The sequence below is a fragment of the Bartonella chomelii genome (assembly GCF_014138465.1).
GTDB classification, from domain to species: domain Bacteria; phylum Pseudomonadota; class Alphaproteobacteria; order Rhizobiales; family Rhizobiaceae; genus Bartonella; species Bartonella schoenbuchensis.
Window position 1 is genome coordinate 214,743 of record NZ_JACJIR010000001.1, and the last position, 19,727, is coordinate 234,469.

The window sequence follows — 19,727 nt, forward strand, 5'->3', positions numbered from 1 at the left end:
TGTGTCCATATCATCCTCACAAAAGAGACAGCAATGTTAGCATCAAAAGATATTAATGACCTTATTACAATTATTACGATGTTACGAAATCGCGATAGTGGTTGTGCTTGGGATATAAAACAAACTCTTGAATCTATCATACCTTATACGATCGAAGAAGTTTATGAAGTTATTGATGCCATTGAGCGAGGTAACCGAATAGATCTTTGTGATGAATTAGGTGATCTTCTCTTACAGATAGTCTATTATGCTGCGATTGCTAAGGAGGAAGGTAGCTTTTCTTTTGACGATGTTGTTTATGCTATTACTGCAAAAATAATTCGCCGCCATCCTCACGTTTTTGGAAATGCAGAACAAAGAAACTTAGATTTCCCAGAGGATACATGGGAACATATCAAAAAAATAGAAAAAGCTGAACGGAAACAACGGCTCAAAGAGGCAGGTTTACCAGACGATACACCAACAGGCTATCTTGCACAAGTAAAGCAGACTCAACCAGCAGATCGAGAAGCGCTCGCTTTACAAAATATGGCTGCTAAAGTAGGCTTTGATTGGCGTAAGAAAGATAAAGTCTTCAAAAAAATAAAAGAAGAAATCAATGAACTTAAAGAAGCAATTAATGCTGATAAAGCTTTGGAAATAGAAGCTGAATTTGGTGATCTTTATTTTGCCATACTTAATCTTGCACGCCATTTGAATATTGATCCCCAAAAGGCATTAAAAAAAACAAATATAAAATTTAGAAATCGCTTCACCTATATTGAAGAAAGTCTATCAAACCAGTCAAAAAAATTGACTGATGTATCTTTAAAAGAAATGGAAGCTCTTTGGAATGAAGCTAAAATACACAATAAGAAAATAAACTAACGGCCCCCCTACTTTACTAAATGCAATCTCACAAAACTCAATGAGTTTCATATATTTCATTCAATTTATTTTGTGAAGCAGGACGAATCTCTACTGATTCACCGCACCCACATGCTGAAATTTGATTGGGATTGTTGAATATAAAACCAGAACGAAGTGTGGTTACTTCATAATCTACCTGTGTTCCTAATAAAAACAATATTGCATTGCGCGCAATAAAAACGCGAGCACCATTAATTTCAACAACATCCGCATCGTGCATTTCTTCTTTTGCGAGAGCAATTGTATATTCCATTCCCGCACAGCCACCTTTTTTGATGCCAATAAGAATACCACACGCATTTTTTGTTTTCATAATATCTTTAATGCGATCTATTGCAGCTTCTGTCAAACTTATTACCGAACGACCCATCGTTCACTTTTCCCTTACTAAACAAGCATTTTCAATGACTTTATCTACGATAATTTCATTTTTTGATACATTAAAAACAAAATAACAAGACACAAATTGGAACGTTTAACCCTTTCTGTAAACTTGAGCTTTGATTTCTTATTTCAAATCTACTCCGAGATGAAGTATCAAAATCTCATTTTTACTTTTTTAAGCTTTTTCTCAAAGCAGAAAAAAGGCGTTTCATTAGATTTTACCCTGTTTATTTTTTCTCTTGCCTTTAAAGAGACAGTCGTTTAGTCGTTTTGGACAGTTCGGAGCGTAGCGCAGCCTGGTAGCGCACTTGACTGGGGGTCAAGGGGTCGTGGGTTCGAATCCCGCCGCTCCGACCATCTTTTATTGCTCTACTTATAAAAAGTAAGAAATATACATTTTTTCAAATCAGAATAATCGTCTTGATACCTACTTTAGTATATACAATAAACACGCTTATTCTAATCTAATATCTTGCTGCCTTATCAAACATTCTATTGAACTATCAAAAAATCGTTGCTCATATAAATAGCTATTAGGAAGTAAATTATAATATTTATCACAGTTACTAATTGATCTACAGAAATCATCCTGCCTTTAGCTACATTTAATCCATCTCTATTATCTTGTGTTATTGAAAATAATGCTATTATTCATAATCATTATTTACGCAATAAACTTTTAATTAAATAGCTTTTTTATCAGCAGAAAATAAAAAACGCGAGACTTTTGCCTCGCGTTTTTGAATATCTTCAAAAATTATAATTTATTCCGTTGTTTCAACTTCTAAATTCGCTTTATGTATATTATGACCATTGCTACTTTTAGCAACAGATGGCGACGCTTGTTGTACAACTATCTTCTTGGGTTTTAATTCAGCCGGCATTTCTCTTTTAAGCTGGATATGAAGAAGACCATCTCTTAATTCTGCTCCTATGACCTTAACATGATCAGCTAAATGAAAACGCCTTTCAAAAGCACGCGAAGCAATTCCTCGATAAAGGAATTCTCGCCCTTCATTATCATTTTCAGGTATTTTCTCACCTTTAATAGTTAGCTGGTTACAATGCGTTTCAATATCGATTTCATTTAAAGAAAAACCAGCAACAGCCATAGAAATCCGATAAGAGTCCTCACTTAAACGCTCAATATTATATGGTGGATAAGAAGAAACATCATCCGGTTGTGTTCTGGAATCAAACCAGTTTAAAAGATGATCAAAACCTACTGTTGAACGATAGAATGGTGAAAAATCTACTTGACGCATAATTGCCCTCCTTTAGAGCGACTATAATTAATTTACAAAGTCTCCAAATGGCAGACTTTCTTACAAACTAACAATCCCATTATGGCGATTGTAATATTTATTTGGTAATCAATCTTTTCCATTTCAACTCTTTTGTATTTTAATTCGTAAAAGAGAGCAAAAATAAGGATAACTGTTTTTTATTTCTTCATCACTATCACAATTTAGCATTAAGTTCTTTTTTGTTAGTACTAAGTGCTTTTTTGGTTTTAGCGCTATTGATAAAAAAATATAGCTTTTTGTATTGATTTAAGAACTTCAGTAAGAAAGTTTTTTACCTATCTTCTCCTATCTTTTCTCTTTGAATAAGCAAAATTCGGTGAGGAAAAAATTGGGATTAAACGCACATATCTTACAATTCACATTACTAAAAACAGGTAATACCGACAGTTCAAAATATACAAAATGTTCGGTTTTCTTCCAATGTCATACATATTTTACATTGAATTCAACTAAAAACAACATTATGTATCCTTGACAAATATGCAACAGTTAACCATTTTGCTATTCATTCTAATTATAAAACATTTTACCGCTTTTTTATAAATACTTTATATCGTATACACTAGTGTAGTGAAAAACTGATAAATGGAACAATTGGACATAATCATGAAACGAATCTTGCTCGCGGAAGATGATAATGATATGCGCCGCTTTCTAGTAAAAGCACTAGAACGTGCAGGTTATGAAGTCATCGACTTTGATAATGGTGCTAGTGCATATAAACGTCTACAAGAAGAGCCATTTTCTCTTCTACTCACTGATATTGTGATGCCAGAAATGGATGGAATTGAGTTAGCACGACGTGCTACTGAAATTGATCCTGATTTACGAGTTATGTTCATTACAGGTTTTGCAGCAGTTGCTTTAAATTCAAATAGTGATGCCATTCCCGATGCTAAAGTGCTCTCTAAACCGTTTCATTTGCGTGAATTAGTTAGCGAAGTTGAAAAAATACTTATAGCTGCTTAACAGAACATTTTCTGTAAATTATCTGCATTTAACCAAATAAAAAATTAAATCAGACATTGACGTTTATAATTCTATATGCAGTATGCGCGTATACACCATCATTGAATGGGCGTGTAGCTCAGCGGGAGAGCACTACGTTGACATCGTAGGGGTCACAGGTTCAATCCCTGTCACGCCCACCATTTATTTTTACGTTTCTACATTCGTTTGATTTTATTATTGTTTTTAAAGGTCCTAGATAAATAATAAGGTTAGGGAATAAGATTTTCTCAACACAAACTTGTTTTGTATTACATCACAGTTACAAGATGAATAGAAGATCTAATAACGGAAAAATTCCAGCTCATATTGCTAATGAAATTCAGGAAACTACAGTTACTGTCATCAAATCCACAGCTCTTACTGCGTCAGATGCGTGTGGATATTCATGACCAGCATTACTAGGAACAAGTGTTACCACTTGATTTATTCCAATCCATCCCTGAAACATTCACACAAAGCTATTAAGTTGCTCAAAGCAAATCGTGTTGAACGTACATCATTAAACAGTTTACGAAATATGATCCGCGACGACAAAGCTAAAGAAGCTTGCAAAGCAATCTTAGTTAGCTATGTGGAAAATTGTTTATACTCGATCGTTCTGCAGAGATTAAAGGCGAAAAGTAGGTATTAATAATGCATTAGAGATGGATTTGTCGCTTGTGACTAAAGCATTAGCGGAAAATAAACCACTAAAGATACATTGGTAAGATCATGTATTAATAGGTCAAAGGTATAAGTGTTGTAATTATCATATCAAACCAGATTTGATTTTGATCTATGGAAAGCCAAACATTAAAACACTCAGAACTCCCAAGGCTTGGTTTTTACTTTGAATTATATTTATAACGAGATCCAAATCTATGGAAAATTTTATACCGATAATAGCAGCATATTCGCCTAAACACTGCTTTTATCTGTTAGCATATAGTCTTTAAGTTGTCATTGAACCAATAGCTTAGCATCATACAAACAAGCTCAACTAATGCAGCATATTATAATGTAATAATTGTATAAATGCGTTAAATAACAGAATGAACATAAATTCTACTATAACAATTCAAGTGGTAATTAGTTATTCCCCTTTTTATTTAAGGCGATTATCTTAATATGGAAGTAAGAAAAGTTGAGATGCGAATTTGATATATTTGTATGAGGGTTGTAAATTTATAAATAATAATTATACCCTCCTCAGCTATTTAAAACATTTTATGAAAAAATTCATTTAAATGCTTATCAATAATACATAAAAAAAATTTCATATATACCACATTATGCTAATTTTATCAGTAATATAGAATTCCCATAAAGTAGATTTTTCCACCCACTCAATCACTAAAACTCAGTTTATCAATGAAATTAGTGCTTATAATATTTACCGCGTTTGCAATGATTATTTATTAAGAATAGCAAAAATTTCTTGTTTTTAATAAATGAAAAACTCAATTTTTACAGATAGTTTTTCTGTTTTTTTTATTTAAAAAATGAAGTATATAAAAACAAACTACAAGCCAACTAATCCAAATCACTCCTATGATTAAAACTGGTCGTGTATCACCAAAAAAGCATAACAAACCGAAAATAAAAATCATAAACAAAATAGCAAAAATCGATCCTATTGGCCAAAATGGAATTGGAAATTTTAGATTATGCTGTTCTTCTTTGGGCATTTTAAGTCGCATAAAAATTTGCGAAAGCAAAATCATCACCCAAACGAAAACTGTCGCAAATGTTGCCATTGCTGCAATAAGAAAGAAAAGTTGATCGTGATAAAAATAGTTAAGAACAACACCAAAAAGAAATATGATAAATATTAATAAAATAACAAAAATCGGCACACCGTTTTTTGACAGACATTGAAATTTCTTAAATGCATAGCCTTCTTGTGACAGCCCATGAATCATGCGGCTAGCACCATACATTTCGCTATTAATGGCTGAAACAGCCGCTGTAACAACCACAACATTCAGAATATTAGCTGCTGATGAAATACCAAGATTTTCAAAAATTGAAACGAAAGGACTATCAATAAAACTAATTTTATTCCAAGGATAAAGTATCATTAAAACCGTTAAAGTCATAACGTAAAATAATAAAATCCGAATCGGAATAGAATTAATTGCTTTTGAAATAGTTTTATTAGGATCTTGCGTTTCCATAGCCGCTATTCCAACAATCTCTACCCCACCAAAAGAAAAAACAACGACGCTAAAGCAAGCTAAAAAACCAAACCAACCATTGGGAAATATACCACCATTTTGCCATAAATTATGAATGGTGGGTTGCGCCCCCATATTCCAATTAAATACAATAATTGCTAGACCTAAAATAATCATAACAATAATAGCAATTACTTTGATAGAAGACAGCCAAAATTCTAGCTCACCATATACTTTTACTGCCGCTAAATTAATAGCAGTGATGATAAGTGTAATGCTCAATGTCCAGATCCAAGGAGAAACACTAGGATACCAAAAACCCATATAAGTAGCAAAAACTGTGATATCAGCTAAACCAACAAGAACCACTTCAAAAACATATGTCCACCCTGTTAAAAAACCAGCCAAAGGTGATATATGATTTGCAGCATAACGGGCAAAAGAACCCGGCAAAGGATTATGAATAATCATCTCACCTAGAGCCCGCATCACCATAAAAACGGCTAAACCTGCAACACAATACGCAATAAGAACACTTGGACCAGCAAGATTAATTGCTTGTGCAGACCCATAAAAAAGACCTGTTCCTATAGCAGACCCGAAAGCTAAAAATATAACCTGACGTTTATTCATACCTCGTTTAAGTTGGTTTATTGACATTTTTTTCCTTTTTCAAATGCTATATAATCCTTATAAAGGCGCAAATCTTCAGACTAACAAGCACCGAAGCCAACTGAAATGCAAAAAACTTTAATGGATCTGAAAGATTTTGAAATTTCTATTTTTTCATCTCATAAAAATATAATATCATAACGGTTAAAATGCATAATCATTATATATGATGATGCAATTTGCACTGTTCATAACAAAAAATTGTATTCTTTTTGTCCTCTCAGTTTTAAGAGGTGTTTATAATAAATAATGCCTTTTTTATGATGCTTTCGATATATTGCCATTACATTATTACAAACCTAATCACAGAAATGGTGAGGATGCTCGTTTGATTTATAAATCGTCTCTACTTACTTAATCGATCAAATATATCATCTGACACCAAACCTATATGAGGAAAGTCCAGAAAATATAATGAGTTTTTCCTTTGCTTAATCTTAAAATAAATATTATTTCAGCTCCAATTGCGGAAAAATTGTTTTTGGTAAAATAGATAATAAATGCCCCCCACTTACAAGTACATGCACCTTTTCAAGATCTACAGCCATATAACGATCCGCTTTAAGAGTGGTGATATTCTTACGTAAATATTCCATAACAGACTGCAACAAAGGACTTGTTTTTAGAGGAGAACGGCATTCAATTCCCTGTGCTGCAACAAGTGTTTCAATACCAATAATAGTAAAAAGATTTTCGCTCATAGCTAATAATCGACGAGCACCATGGCAAGCCATTGAAACATGATCTTCCTGATTTGCTGAAGTTGGTGTTGAATCAACTGAAGCGGGATATGCCATTTGTTTATTTTCAGACATTAAAGCTGCTGCTGTTACTTCAGCGATCATGAAACCTGAATTAAGACCTGCATTTTGTACTAAAAAAGCAGGAAGCCCATAGGAAACTGCTGGATCAACCATAAGAGCAATACGTCTTTGAGAAATTGAACCTATTTCACATAAAGCAAGCGCGATCTGATCAGCAGCAAAAGCCACAGGTTCAGCATGAAAATTTCCACCCGATACAACTACACCGTTGCTTAAAATTAATGGATTATCTGTTACTGCATTTGCTTCAATAATTAGTGTTTTTGTTGCTGCTGTAAGAATATCAAAACAAGCACCCATAACTTGTGGTTGGCAACGTATACAATAAGGATCTTGAACACGTTTATCATCATGTAAATGCTCTACCCGAATTCCTGAACCTTCTATAAGTCTTTCTAATGCTTGCGATACAACAATTTGCCCATGATGTCCACGTAAAATATGGATATCGGGATGAAATGGAGCCGTTGAGCCCATAATGGCATCTGTAGACATTGCGCCAGAAAGAAGCCCTCCACACAATGCCCGATAAGCGCGAAAAAGACCTGCAAGTGCTGTTGACGTTTGAGTGCCGTTGATAAGAGCTAAACCTTCTTTTGCTTCTAAAACAATAGGCGATAACCCTGCTTTTTCTAAAGCAGCTGCTCCACTCATACGAATATTTTGAAAGAACGCTTCTCCTTCACCTATCATAACGGCTGCCATATGAGCAAGTGGCGCCAGATCACCTGATGCACCAACTGATCCCTTTTCAGGAATGATAGGAATAACTCCCTTTTCAAGCATATTTTCTAATAAACGCACTAACTCCAGACGAACACCAGAAGCCCCTCGCCCAAGCGAAATAAGCTTTAATGTCATTATCAAACGTACAATATTTTCAGCTAAAGGAGCCCCTACACCACAACAATGCGATAAAATAAGATTTCTTTGTAAGATGACCACATCATCTACATCAATTTTAATGGAAGCTAACTTTCCAAAACCGGTATTAATGCCATAAACTGGCTCATCACCCGAAGCAATTTCAGCAATGCACGCCGCCCCCTTCTTGATAGCTAGGTGGGTATCTTCATGAAGTTTGCTTATTTTACCACCCCAATAAACAGATTCAAGTTCGCTAAGTGTTACCTCGCCTGGCTTGAGTATAATCGTCATAATCTTCTTTCTTATTAATCTAGTATAATGTAAGATTAGCGTCTTGCTTATGAAAAAAAATATCACAGCTCTATACAGCTTGTATTTATTTTATCAAAAATAATACTAGGTCATTAAAATTTAATATCAAATATTACAGTGAATATACCTAATCTATAAGCATGATTTTTAAACGTCTCAATAATAAAATATGCCTATAAAATGCCGTGTAAATAGAGATAATTGTTTGAAGTTAGAAACTAACAATATATCAACGAAAACTGTTGTATTAGATTAGAATATCTTAGCCAGTTTTATAATTAATTGATGATAGCAAATATATTAAAATAGCGTCATCAATTGTAAAATGGTGCTTTAATATAATAAAACCAATCTACCATTTTGCTAATGAATATTAATTTTAACAAAAATATTGTTAGAATAATTTGTCTATTAATATAGTTCTGTAAAATATTATATTTCAGATATTTTGCAGATACAAAGCTTCAAAACTTTATAAATAAAACTATCTTAGTTTTTTATAAAATAACAAGCACACAATAAAGAAAAATTTCCTTATATTTGTAAGCAGCGGCTGTTCAATTTTTATTTAAGTACATAAACTAACGGTATATTACTTATACGGTATATTATTTATAATGATATTCAATAGTATTGAAAAAAGTTTGGTGCACCCGACAGAATTCGAATCTGTGACCTCTGCCTTCGGAGGGCAGCGCTCTATCCAACTGAGCTACGGGTGCCGAAAAACTGTTTTAAAACCAGTTGAGGCCTTTTAACTGATCATGCTCTCAGCTTCAATGGTGAATTGCCATTTTGAAAAAAATTGCAAAAAGAAAAATATTGTCCCACAATAGATTAACTTTTCATACAAAATTCCTTCTTTTTGCAAAAATGGTGCTTATATAAAACTTCCAAATTCTAAAAAATACATTAAAAATATACTGAAAATACCAGGACAACTCTCAATGTCACCATTACCAAGTCGCTTTCATTTCATTTCTGCTGAAACTGAAGAGGCTATTAAAGCCACCAATCAATTAATCTCCGTTTATGGCCATTCTTCTCTTGAAGAAAGCGATGTAGTTGTTGCACTCGGTGGTGATGGAACAATGTTACGAGCGGTGCGAGATGTTATGAATACTGGAAAACCTATTTATGGCATGAATCGAGGTTCAATAGGATTCCTTATGAATGAGTTTCATGAGCAGAAATTGCCAATCCGCATTGCTGCTGCGCATAAAAAAGAAATTCATCCCCTACGCATGATTGCAAACACTGAATGTCAACAACATATTGAAGCACTTGCAATTAATGAAGTATCCTTATTTCGTCAATCTTATCAAGCTGCTAAGATTCGTATCAGCATTGACAACAAAGTACGCATGGAACAACTCAATTGTGATGGTATCCTTGTTGCCACACCAGCAGGATCTACCGCATATAATTTTTCAGCACAAGGTCCCATTTTACCTCTTATGGCACCTCTTATGGCCCTCACCCCTGTTAGCCCTTTTCGCCCTCGACGCTGGCATGGAGCATTACTGCCCAATACGGTAACAGTACGTTTTGATATGCTCGAAGCAAACAAACGCCCGGTAAATGCTGCCGCTGATAATGTGGAAGTTAAATCTGTTCATTCAGTTATCATTTCATCAGCTTCAGATATAACAGCTTCTATTCTTTTTGACCCTGACCATTCATGGGATGAACGTATTTTATCTGAACAATTTCGTTATTAATTATTTTTATCGTTGTTTTCTTATACATATAGAGTAGTTACAGTTGACTTTTTTGCAAATGCGTCTTAACCCTCTTCATAATATGGGATGCGAACCAACCTAACTAACTAGGTTAAAATTGCAGAACAATCGATAGAAAAATGGCACCACCTTTGAATAGTTTTGACGATTTAGGCCTTTCCGAAAAAGTTATTAAAGCTGTAAGATTAGCAGGATATACGGCTCCAACACCTATTCAGAGTGAAACAATTCCTCATGTGCTTCAACGTAAAGATGTGCTTGGGATCGCTCAGACTGGTACTGGTAAGACAGCCTCATTTGTTCTCCCTATGCTTACATTACTGGAAAAAGGCCGCGCAAGAGCAAGAATGCCTCGTACTCTTATATTAGAGCCAACGCGAGAACTTGCAGCCCAAGTTCAAGAAAATTTCGATAAATATGGATTGAATCATCGTTTAAATGTCGTTCTTTTAATTGGTGGAGTTTCTTTTGAAGATCAAAATCGCAAACTTGAACAGGGTGCCGATGTTCTTATAGCAACACCAGGACGTCTTCTCGATCATTTTGAACGTGGTAAATTGCTTTTGATAGGTACTGAAATTCTTGTCATTGATGAAGCCGATCGTATGTTGGATATGGGTTTTATCCCTGATATTGAACGTATCTGCAAACTAACTCCGTTTACCCGTCAAACTTTGTTTTTCTCAGCAACAATGGCGCCAGAAATTACAAAATTGACAGAACAATTCTTACATTCACCCATCTGTGTTGAAGTTACAAAAGCGTCATCAACAGCTACAACAATTACGCAACGTCTTGTCAAATCTGGAAGCAAAGCGTGGGATAAAAGAGCTGTTTTGCGAGAGCTTATTTATAATGAAGGTGATGAACTTAAAAATGCTATTATTTTCTGCAATCGGAAAAAAGATATTTCTGAGCTTTTTAGATCACTTACCAAATACAATTTTAGTGTAGGTGCACTTCATGGTGATATGGATCAGCACTCACGCATGAATACATTAGCTGATTTTAAAGACAATAAACTCACACTTCTTGTTGCTTCTGACGTTGCCGCCCGTGGGCTTGATATCCCAGATGTCAGTCATGTTTTCAACTATGATGTACCAACACATGCCGAAGATTATATTCATCGGATTGGTCGTACAGGGCGTGCAAAACGTAGTGGAAAAGCTTTTACCATTGTTACACACGATGACCAAAAATACATCAGCGCCATTGAAAAAATAAGTAAAGAAAAAATTGAATGGCTCAATGGAGATCTTTCTACCTTATCTATCAGTGATCAGACAAATGACTCTATCGTAAAAACAAAATCTGCAAAACTTTCAAAAAAATCCACCCCTAAAAAACACACTGCTCACATTAAAAAAGCATCAAAAGAAGATAAAACATCTCATAGTAAAACTACAAAAAATAAAGTAGATTCACCCGCGCTATCCCATTCAGAGAAAGATCAAAATCATACTCCCCTTGGGTTTGGTGCTGATGTCCCAGCATTTATGCTCATAAAAATCCGCTCTTAAATCGCAAATCTGATTATTGAGAATAACGATAAGATCGATAAAATATTTTTTAATTGTTCTTTACTGAGTGATTTTTCTAAACAGTCAATCTATTTACGACTTTTTCACGCCCTAAAAGCTGCAAAAGTTTACCCATTTCAGGACCATGTTCCATTCCAGTAAGTGCCCGACGCAATGGCATAAATAAAGCCTTCCCTTTACGTCCTGTTTTTTCTTTTAATGCTGTTGTCCAAATTTGCCAGCTTTCATCATTTAATACACCTTTCGGTAACAAATCAACAGATTGACGTACAAATGCGTGATCTTCAGGAGCAATCGCCTTGAAATTCTGACCATCATGCATATCACCATGAATAATTGTCCACCACAAAGCTGCATCATTCACTTTATCAATATTTTTTCTTATCGCATTCCAAAATTCTTCTACTTTTTCTCCATCAATAGAAAGCTTCTCAAGCCGTTCTTTGACATCCTCATACGTCAACTCATGAACAAGATGACTATTTAGAGAAAGAAGATCAACAGAATCAAATTTTGCAGCTGATTTTGATGTGTTTTGGAGATCAAAATGCTCTAAAAGAGCAGCCTGATTAGAATAAATCTGCACATTTTGTGATGTTCCAGTCAAAACAGAAAGACATTGAACAGCCATCGATTCAAACCCTTCTTGTCGTAAAGAACGCACAGAAAGGTCATTGTTACGTTTTGAAAGCCCTTTTCCTGAAATCGTAGTCAACAAATTAATATGCCCTAAAATCGGCGGCTTTATACCAAGAGCTTCAAAAATAGCGATCTGTGCACCCGTATTGGTAATGTGATCATCACCACGAATAACATGTGTAATAGCCATATCTATATCATCAACTACAGAAGGCAGTGTATAAAGATAGCTCCCATCCTCACGAATTAAAACGGGATCTGAAATAGAAGCTAAATCAATCAGCTGCTTTCCCTTTACAAGATCATCCCAATGAATTTCTGTCCGCTTTGTTTGAAATGGATCATTTTCAAAATTAGGTAAAAGAAAACGCCAATGGGGTTTACGACCTTGAGATTCAAAGTTTCTTTTATCTTCTGGCGTTAATTTTAACGCCTCACGATTATAAACAGGAGGTAGCCTGCGCGAAAGCTGGATTTTGCGGCGCCGATCTAATTCTTCCGCCGTTTCATAACAGGGGTACAGAAGACCACGTTGTTTAAGAGTTTCTGTAACCTCATCATATCGACTAAATCGTTTAGATTGATAATGAATTTCATCTGGCCTAATACTAAGCCACTCAAGATCAACCATAATACCATCAATATATTCTTGTTTAGAACGTTCAACATCTGTATCGTCATAGCGTAAAACAAATGTGCCATTACATGCTTGCGCATAAAGCCAGTTAAATAAAGCAATACGGGCATTGCCAATATGAATATAACCTGTTGGAGATGGGGCAAAACGAACTTTTATCATTAAACAATGCTCAACTTTTATCGCGAAAACGATTGATAATAGGATAACGACGGTCACGTCCGAAGCTTTTAGAACTGATTTTTACACCAGGTGCGGACTGTCGCCTTTTATATTCAGCTAAATAAAGCAAGTGTTCAATTTTCTCAACCGTTTCTCGCAAATGCCCACATTGAACAATCTCACCAACACTCATATCATCTTCCACAAGAGATTGTAAAATATCATCTAAAATAGGATAAGGAGGAAGAGAATCTTCATCTTTCTGATTTTCCCGTAACTCCGCAGAAGGTGCTTTCATGATAATATTAGATGGGATGACAACTCCTTTTGCCCCTAATAAATTCTGCAAATGATTTTTATTACGCCATTTTGCCAATGCATAGACCTGCATTTTATAAATATCTTTAATAGGGTTAAAACCACCGTTCATATCACCGTAAAGTGTTGCATATCCAACTGCCATTTCTGACTTATTACCTGTTGTAATCACCATTGAACCAAATTTATTCGAAAGAGCCATTAAAATAGTTCCACGTGTACGACTTTGAAGATTTTCTTCTGTAAGATCAGGTTTCAATTGTGAAAACACAGGTGCTAGTGCATTTAAAAAGCCCTCAACAGGTTGAATAATTGGTATAACCTCGTAATGGCAGCCTAAAAAACGCGCGCAATCTTCAGCATCTCTCAACGATTCTTGTGAAGTATAATGATAAGGCATCATTACAGTGCGAACTCTCTCAGCGCCAAGAGCATCTACTGCCATTGTTGCGCAAAGTGCTGAATCAATACCCCCTGAAAGGCCAAGAATAACATCTTGAAAACAGTTTTTGTTAACATAATCTCTTAAACCTAAAACACAAGCTTGATAATCAGCAGCTAGTCCACTTAAAAGTTCTTCATTAGGACCAGAAATACACTGCCATCCGATAGATTGTCGTTGCCAGTGACTTAAAGCAATATGGCTCTCAAAATGTTTCATCTGAAATGCCATTTTGCCTTGTCCATTCAATGCAAAAGATCCTCCATCAAAAACTAACTCATCTTGACCACCAACTTGATTAGCATAAATAATCGGCACACCTGATTGGATAGCTTGCGCTCGAACAATATCTAAACGTTTGAGTGTTTTATGACGCGTATAAGGAGATCCATTAGGAACAAGAATAATCTCAGCTCCTTTATTGCTAAGCTGTGCACAAATAGAAGAATCACTCCAAATATCTTCACAGATCACAATCCCGAGTGTTACTCCACGGTAAACAATAGGCTCAAGAAACGAATCAGAAGAAAACACCCGCTTTTCGTCAAATTCAGCGTAATTAGGCAAATCAAACTTTAAGCGTTCAGCAACTATTTGCCCATCGTCAAGGAGCATAACACCGTTATAAATAGCATCATCACGTCTTAGTGGAACACCAATAACAATACCTGGTCCATTTTTGGTCACTTTTGCTAATCTCTGCACAGCATTTTCACATGCCTTTATAAAAGCAGGCTTAAGCACAAGGTCTTCTGGTGGATAAGCACTTATAAAAAGCTCCGTTAATAATACAAGATCAGCGCCTTGTTCTTGAGCTTTCTGATGGGCCATTATTGCGAGAGCAAAATTTCCTTCAATATCACCGATAACAGGATTTAATTGGGCAACTGCAATCCGAAAATCATTCTCTATAAGTTGTTGTGTCATTAAATTAATTTAGTGTGACTATAACTTAGTTTCAATCACCAAAGCATTCCTTTTCTTAAAAAGCGTTTAATTTCACAAATAGAAAAGCATTAATTATAAATTACGCTAGGTGATTTTCCTCTTTACGTATTTGACTCAACAGTTAATGAACTAGCATCACAATTATTTTTAAGAAGTTCAGCGACAAGAAAAGCTAATTCTAATGCCTGATTCGCATTCAATCGTGGATCACAATGAGTATGATAGCGATCAGAAAGATCTTCTACTGAAATAGCATGTGTACCACCTGTACATTCAGTCACATCACGACCAGTCATTTCAATATGAATACCACCTGGATAAGTTCCTTCCCTCTGATGTATCGAAAAAAAACTTTCGACTTCTTTTAAAATATGATCAAAGGGGCGAGTTTTATAACCATTCGCCATAATTGTATTGCCATGCATTGGGTCACAAGACCATAAAACATTGCGTTTCTCACGCTCAACTACACGAATGAGCCTAGGAAGATAATTCTCAATCTTATCATAACCAAAACGTACAATGAGAGTAAGCCTACCTGGCTCATTCTTAGGATTAAGAATATAAATTAACCTCAAAAGCTCATCAGGATCAATAGAAGGACCACATTTTAATCCAATAGGATTTTTAATACCCCGGCAATATTCAACATGTGCATGATCAAGTTGGCGTGTACGATCACCTATCCATAACATATGGCCAGATGTCGCATACCAATTTCCAGAACTTGAATCAATTCGTGTTAAAGGTTCTTCATAGTTAAGCAAAAGTGCTTCGTGGCTTGTATAAAAAGACGTTGTGTACAATGAAGAATTTGCTTTGGCCGTAATTCCTATTGAATGCATAAAATCTATTATTTCAGAAATACGTTTTGCCAACAATTCATAACGTTCACCTTGTGGGCTATTGGAAATAAAACTCAACATCCATTTATGAACATTTTCTAAGTTAGCATAGCCACCTTGTGAGAAAATACGTAACAAATTAAGCGTTGCAGCCGATTGACGATAGACCATTAACATTCGTCGCGGATCAGGAATACGAGAATCTTTGTCAAATTCAATGCTATTAATAATATCACCCCGATAAGCAGGAAGCTTATCTTTACCTTTGCTTTCCATATCGCAAGAGCGTGGCTTTGCAAATTGACCAGCAATACGACCAATTTTAACAACTGGCTTAGAATTGCCAAAAGTTAAAACAATCGCCATTTGCAAAAACACACGAAAAAAATTACGAATATTATTAGCCTCATATTCTGCAAAGCTCTCTGCACAATCACCACCTTGTAACAAAAAAGCCTGACCTTTAGTAACTGCTGCTAATTTATCTTTCAAATCACGAATTTCACTAGCAAAAACTAAAGGAGGATATCTGCGCAGCTCATTTTCAATATTTGCTAATAGAGATTGATCTGGATAAGTTGGAACTTGCTTAATTGGCCTTTCTCTCCAAGATCCAGGTGCCCATTTTTTTACCATCGTAACTCTCTCTAAAGCCCCTCCATGCAGATTATAGCATAAAAGCCTTAAGTCAGTTCACTATAGTATCCAACGTTTAGTCTTCTAACTTCTTTCCATTTTCATATATATAATTTGGTTCATACATCGTTACCAGTTCTTCTGCTGCCGTTGGATGGACTGCCATAGTCGCATCAAATACATCTTTTGTCAGTTTTCCTTTGAGAGAAATTCCAATAAGCTGCGCCATCTCACCAGCGCCTTCGCCTAAAATATGTGCACCAACAACGATACGGCTTTCACCATCAACAACAAGCTTCATAAACATTTTTTCTGAATTACCAGAAAGAGTATTGCGCATAGGGCGAAATAACGTACGATAAATTTCAACACGTTTATAACAGCGGATTGCATCCTCTTCTGAAAGACCAACTGTCCCAATCTCCGGTTGTGAAAAAACAGCTGTCGCAATTAAATCATAATCAGGTATAGTTGGAGTATTCTTAAATGCGGTTTTAATAAAACACATTGCCTCATGGATAGCGACAGGTGTTAATTGACGACGACCAGTCACATCACCAACAGCCCAAATATGGGGTACATTTGTGGTCATTTTTTCATCAACAATAACTGCACCAATTTCATCAAACTTAACCCCTGCCCGCTGAAGCCCTAAACCTACAGTGTTTGGTACCCGCCCCGTAGCAAACATAATCTGATCAACACTGATAGTTTGTCCATCTGACAAAATAGCATCATAGCCATTACCGTTGGTTTTAACTTGAGAGATTGTTGCCCCATAGACAATAGAAATCCCCTTTTCAATCATTGCATCACTTAATAACTGCCGCAAATCATGATCAAAATTACGAAGAATTAAATCACCATGATGGAGCAATGTTGTTTTTACACCTAATCCATGGAAAATATTAGCAAATTCAACACCAATATACCCCCCACCAACGATCATTATTGATTTTGGTAACTCTTTAAGATCAAAAATCTCATTAGAAGTAAGACATAAATCGCTATCTATTGTAGTATTGGATAAAGTTTTTGCCCCTGTTGCGATTAAAATCTTTTCTGCTGTTACTCGTTCACCTGTTGCAGAAAGCTCCAATGTATGATCGTCAACAAAAACAGCACGGCTTTCATAAATATGAACATTATTATTTTTTAATTGTCTTCGATAAAGTTCTTCTAGTCTTGATATTTCTTTATTTTTAGCTGCAACTAATTTCTCCCAATTAAAAATTGGATCAGTACATTGCCAACCAAAACCAACGCTATCACTGAATTCTTGTGCGTACTTTGACGCATAAACAAATAATTTTTTGGGGACACAACCACGAATAACGCAAGTACCCCCTATGCGATATTCTTCTGCTATAGCTACACGCTTACCAAGCCCCCCGGCGAGACGAGCAGCACGCACACCACCAGAACCGCTCCCAATAACAAATAAATCAAAATCAAAAGATGCCACAAATTATTCCTTCCCATACGCTTTATACCGTACAGGTTATTAATCTTTATCACTGAATGAAAGTCTTTTTTGTCCTTAATAAAATTTTTGTACAGATACGATACTTAAAAAGCGCTCATTTTCATTAAAAACGACGGTAAAACCGCCGCTTTAATTAGATAAAAATACTGATAACTCTATACTACCAATAAAACTATTTTGAATCCGTTGAAGAATCAGGCTCTGAAGTAATGGGTTTATTCAAACCGAGTATTTCAACCATTTCTTTTTCTACATTTTGTACAAGATCTTGCATGACAGTAGAACGCCACTTATCAAAGACAGAATAAGTGTCACGCGCAACATTTGGAACTTCTGTTAAAAACTTTTTACCAGCAGCAGAATTATAAAATGCTGCAATTGTATCTAGTTCTTCCTGACTAAAATGTTTTACATATACATGAGCAATTTCTTCTTCCAAATCAGCACGTCGTTTAGCCAAAATAAGTGCTTGCTTATCAACAATTTCAGAAATAGTTGTTGCTAAATTTGGATCACCACTTATTAGTTCATTTTTAAGGTTATATGCAGCACTTGGCAAAAAACTATCAAATTGATCGGTTGCTTGAATGGCTTTGATCATCTTTCTTGCTGAATCTAAATGTTGGGCTTTCACATCTTGTGCATAAACCATTCCGATATTCACAATAAAAACAGCAACTACACCAAGAAATACTACAAAGCGTTGGAGAGAAAATATAGTTCTCATTCAATTATTACTCCATAATTATATTATTTCTATTCAAAATTTTAACAGCCTTTTATTATAACCAATACATCAAATATAACTTATCTCATTCAAAAATCACATGGTTCTAAAATTTTTATTGTACCATCTGCCATCGCTATAATTGAACGTGAAGCCAACCCCAAAAAAAGACCGTGCTCAACAACACCAGGAATTTCAAATAATGCATCTGATAATATTTTGGGCTGCATAATGCACCCCCAAAATGCATCAAGAATAAAGTGGCCTTCATCTGTCTTAAAAGGAACATTGCCATTCATCCGTAACCTAATTTCCCCCGAAAGCCCTAGATCATCAGCTGCTTTTTCAATTGCTTTGCGTGTAACGCTCATACCAAATTGATTAACTTCAATTGGCAGAGCAAAAGAACCAAGCGTTTTTACCACTTTTGTTTCATCTGCAATAACAAGCATTGTACGAGATGCTGCTGCTACAATTTTTTCACGCAATAATGCTCCCCCCCCTCCTTTAATCAAGGTCATATTAGGACCAATTTCATCAGCTCCATCAATATCAAGGTCAAGTTCAGATATTTGTTCTAAAGTCGTGACTGGCACTCCGTATTTAAGGCATAATTGTTCAGAATAATGAGAGGCAGCAACACCAATCACACGCAGACCATTTGCAACACGTTCACCAAGTAGACGAATAAATTCATTAACTGTAGAACCAGCGCCTATACCAAGTCGCATATCATTTTGAACAAACTCAAGTGCTTTAGTAGCCGCCATTTTTTTTAATTTTTGAGCATCCATTGAATCACTTTTCCTGTTACCGATTATCTTTATTCATTACGAATTAATAACAAAAAAGCGCTCTGTTTTCCCAATTCTCACAGGACTTACTCACAGACTTATTTGCCATTTTCTGTTTAAAATATCAGTTTATTATAACAAAACATATCACTCTATAGAATACAATGATTAACTACAGCTCCTTTGAAGTTTGTTTATATTTTCTTCATTTAGTAAACAATTTTAGCATCAATCTTCATTATTAAAATTTATAGTGATCATACATTCCTGCAAAACTATCAGTGATTAAGTAGTTAGATAATGAAAAATCATCCCTTCTCTTTTTAAAAAAGAATGTTGGTCATTGATTACAGCTCATAAAAAAT

15 protein-coding genes and 3 tRNA genes are annotated in these 19,727 nt (G+C 35.2%); 6 read left to right on the top strand and 12 right to left on the bottom strand.

Going from position 1 to position 19,727, the window contains the following annotated elements:
• Positions 1-33 precede the first annotated feature (33 nt).
• Positions 34-867 (top strand): nucleoside triphosphate pyrophosphohydrolase, encoded by an 834-nt coding sequence (mazG, locus tag GGR10_RS00930; RefSeq protein ID WP_182479504.1) that lies wholly within the window; start codon positions 34-36, stop codon positions 865-867.
• 37 nt (positions 868-904) lie between these two features.
• Here the strand turns inward: mazG and GGR10_RS00935 are convergent, their stop codons facing one another.
• Entirely contained in the window at positions 905-1,279 is a 375-nt protein-coding gene (locus tag GGR10_RS00935; protein ID WP_182479505.1) for an iron-sulfur cluster assembly accessory protein, read from the bottom strand.
• 294 nt (positions 1,280-1,573) lie between these two features.
• On the opposite strand from GGR10_RS00935, the gene GGR10_RS00940 reads away from it, so the two are divergent.
• A tRNA-Pro gene (locus GGR10_RS00940) sits at positions 1,574-1,650 on the top strand.
• A gap of 407 nt (positions 1,651-2,057) precedes the next feature.
• On the opposite strand, the gene GGR10_RS00945 is transcribed toward GGR10_RS00940, so the two are convergent.
• A complete protein-coding gene (locus GGR10_RS00945; RefSeq protein ID WP_182479506.1) occupies positions 2,058-2,558 on the bottom strand; it encodes an Hsp20 family protein in 501 nt (166 codons plus the stop codon).
• 648 nt (positions 2,559-3,206) lie between these two features.
• Between GGR10_RS00945 and cpdR the strand changes: the two genes are divergently transcribed.
• Together cpdR and GGR10_RS00955 are read left to right on the top strand one after the other, a co-directional pair.
• Complete coding sequence (gene cpdR / locus GGR10_RS00950; protein WP_010703673.1) at positions 3,207-3,569, top strand: cell cycle two-component system response regulator CpdR; 363 nt, start codon at positions 3,207-3,209, stop codon at positions 3,567-3,569.
• Between the two features lie 107 nt (positions 3,570-3,676).
• Positions 3,677-3,751 (top strand) — tRNA-Val (locus tag GGR10_RS00955).
• Positions 3,752-3,930: 179 nt separating this feature from the next.
• On the opposite strand, the gene GGR10_RS06930 is transcribed toward GGR10_RS00955, so the two are convergent.
• From GGR10_RS06930 to GGR10_RS00970, 4 genes are all read right to left on the bottom strand, one after another.
• On the bottom strand, positions 3,931-4,059 hold the full coding sequence (locus GGR10_RS06930) for a hypothetical protein (protein ID WP_281371260.1): 129 nt from the start codon (positions 4,057-4,059) through the stop codon (positions 3,931-3,933).
• Between the two features lie 991 nt (positions 4,060-5,050).
• Positions 5,051-6,427 (bottom strand): amino acid permease, encoded by a 1,377-nt coding sequence (locus GGR10_RS00960; RefSeq protein WP_182479507.1) that lies wholly within the window; start codon positions 6,425-6,427, stop codon positions 5,051-5,053.
• A 461-nt stretch (positions 6,428-6,888) separates the two neighbouring features.
• Positions 6,889-8,421 carry a histidine ammonia-lyase gene (gene hutH, locus GGR10_RS00965; protein ID WP_182479508.1) on the bottom strand — a complete coding sequence of 511 codons (1,533 nt, stop codon included), beginning with the start codon at positions 8,419-8,421 and terminating at the stop codon, positions 6,889-6,891.
• A 666-nt stretch (positions 8,422-9,087) separates the two neighbouring features.
• A tRNA-Arg gene (locus GGR10_RS00970) sits at positions 9,088-9,164 on the bottom strand.
• A gap of 225 nt (positions 9,165-9,389) precedes the next feature.
• Between GGR10_RS00970 and GGR10_RS00975 the strand changes: the two genes are divergently transcribed.
• Together GGR10_RS00975 and GGR10_RS00980 are read left to right on the top strand one after the other, a co-directional pair.
• Positions 9,390-10,163, top strand: a complete 774-nt coding sequence (locus GGR10_RS00975) for an NAD kinase (RefSeq protein WP_182479509.1) — start codon at positions 9,390-9,392, stop codon at positions 10,161-10,163.
• Positions 10,164-10,303: 140 nt separating this feature from the next.
• Positions 10,304-11,707, top strand: a complete 1,404-nt coding sequence (locus GGR10_RS00980) for a DEAD/DEAH box helicase (RefSeq protein ID WP_182479510.1) — start codon at positions 10,304-10,306, stop codon at positions 11,705-11,707.
• A 76-nt stretch (positions 11,708-11,783) separates the two neighbouring features.
• Here the strand turns inward: GGR10_RS00980 and gltX are convergent, their stop codons facing one another.
• The 6 genes from gltX to rpiA all read right to left on the bottom strand — a co-directional run bounded on the left by gltX (position 11,784) and on the right by rpiA (position 19,362).
• Positions 11,784-13,166 (bottom strand): glutamate--tRNA ligase, encoded by a 1,383-nt coding sequence (gltX, locus tag GGR10_RS00985; protein WP_182479511.1) that lies wholly within the window; start codon positions 13,164-13,166, stop codon positions 11,784-11,786.
• A gap of 10 nt (positions 13,167-13,176) precedes the next feature.
• A complete protein-coding gene (locus tag GGR10_RS00990) occupies positions 13,177-14,853 on the bottom strand; it encodes an NAD+ synthase (RefSeq protein ID WP_182479512.1) in 1,677 nt (558 codons plus the stop codon).
• A gap of 122 nt (positions 14,854-14,975) precedes the next feature.
• Complete coding sequence (locus tag GGR10_RS00995; protein ID WP_182479513.1) at positions 14,976-16,355, bottom strand: class II 3-deoxy-7-phosphoheptulonate synthase; 1,380 nt, start codon at positions 16,353-16,355, stop codon at positions 14,976-14,978.
• Between the two features lie 76 nt (positions 16,356-16,431).
• Positions 16,432-17,820 carry a glutathione-disulfide reductase gene (gene gor, locus GGR10_RS01000; RefSeq protein WP_182479514.1) on the bottom strand — a complete coding sequence of 463 codons (1,389 nt, stop codon included), beginning with the start codon at positions 17,818-17,820 and terminating at the stop codon, positions 16,432-16,434.
• A 193-nt stretch (positions 17,821-18,013) separates the two neighbouring features.
• Positions 18,014-18,568 (bottom strand): DUF2059 domain-containing protein, encoded by a 555-nt coding sequence (locus GGR10_RS01005; protein ID WP_010703660.1) that lies wholly within the window; start codon positions 18,566-18,568, stop codon positions 18,014-18,016.
• An 89-nt stretch (positions 18,569-18,657) separates the two neighbouring features.
• Positions 18,658-19,362, bottom strand: coding sequence for a ribose-5-phosphate isomerase RpiA (gene rpiA, locus GGR10_RS01010; RefSeq protein WP_182479515.1), 705 nt, complete (start codon positions 19,360-19,362; stop codon positions 18,658-18,660).
• Positions 19,363-19,727 lie beyond the last annotated feature (365 nt).

Coding starts and splice junctions, on each gene's coding strand:
- GGR10_RS00995 (WP_182479513.1), bottom strand. CDS start 16,355: ATGGTAAAAAAATGGGCACCTGGATCTTGGAGAGAAAGGCCAATTAAG.
- GGR10_RS00975 (WP_182479509.1), top strand. CDS start 9,390: ATGTCACCATTACCAAGTCGCTTTCATTTCATTTCTGCTGAAACTGAA.
- GGR10_RS00945 (WP_182479506.1), bottom strand. CDS start 2,558: ATGCGTCAAGTAGATTTTTCACCATTCTATCGTTCAACAGTAGGTTTT.
- hutH (WP_182479508.1), bottom strand. CDS start 8,421: ATGACGATTATACTCAAGCCAGGCGAGGTAACACTTAGCGAACTTGAA.
- GGR10_RS00960 (WP_182479507.1), bottom strand. CDS start 6,427: ATGTCAATAAACCAACTTAAACGAGGTATGAATAAACGTCAGGTTATA.
- GGR10_RS00980 (WP_182479510.1), top strand. CDS start 10,304: ATGGCACCACCTTTGAATAGTTTTGACGATTTAGGCCTTTCCGAAAAA.
- GGR10_RS00990 (WP_182479512.1), bottom strand. CDS start 14,853: ATGACACAACAACTTATAGAGAATGATTTTCGGATTGCAGTTGCCCAA.
- GGR10_RS00935 (WP_182479505.1), bottom strand. CDS start 1,279: ATGGGTCGTTCGGTAATAAGTTTGACAGAAGCTGCAATAGATCGCATT.
- GGR10_RS01005 (WP_010703660.1), bottom strand. CDS start 18,568: ATGAGAACTATATTTTCTCTCCAACGCTTTGTAGTATTTCTTGGTGTA.
- mazG (WP_182479504.1), top strand. CDS start 34: ATGTTAGCATCAAAAGATATTAATGACCTTATTACAATTATTACGATG.
- cpdR (WP_010703673.1), top strand. CDS start 3,207: ATGAAACGAATCTTGCTCGCGGAAGATGATAATGATATGCGCCGCTTT.
- rpiA (WP_182479515.1), bottom strand. CDS start 19,362: ATGGATGCTCAAAAATTAAAAAAAATGGCGGCTACTAAAGCACTTGAG.
- GGR10_RS06930 (WP_281371260.1), bottom strand. CDS start 4,059: ATGTTTCAGGGATGGATTGGAATAAATCAAGTGGTAACACTTGTTCCT.
- gltX (WP_182479511.1), bottom strand. CDS start 13,166: ATGATAAAAGTTCGTTTTGCCCCATCTCCAACAGGTTATATTCATATT.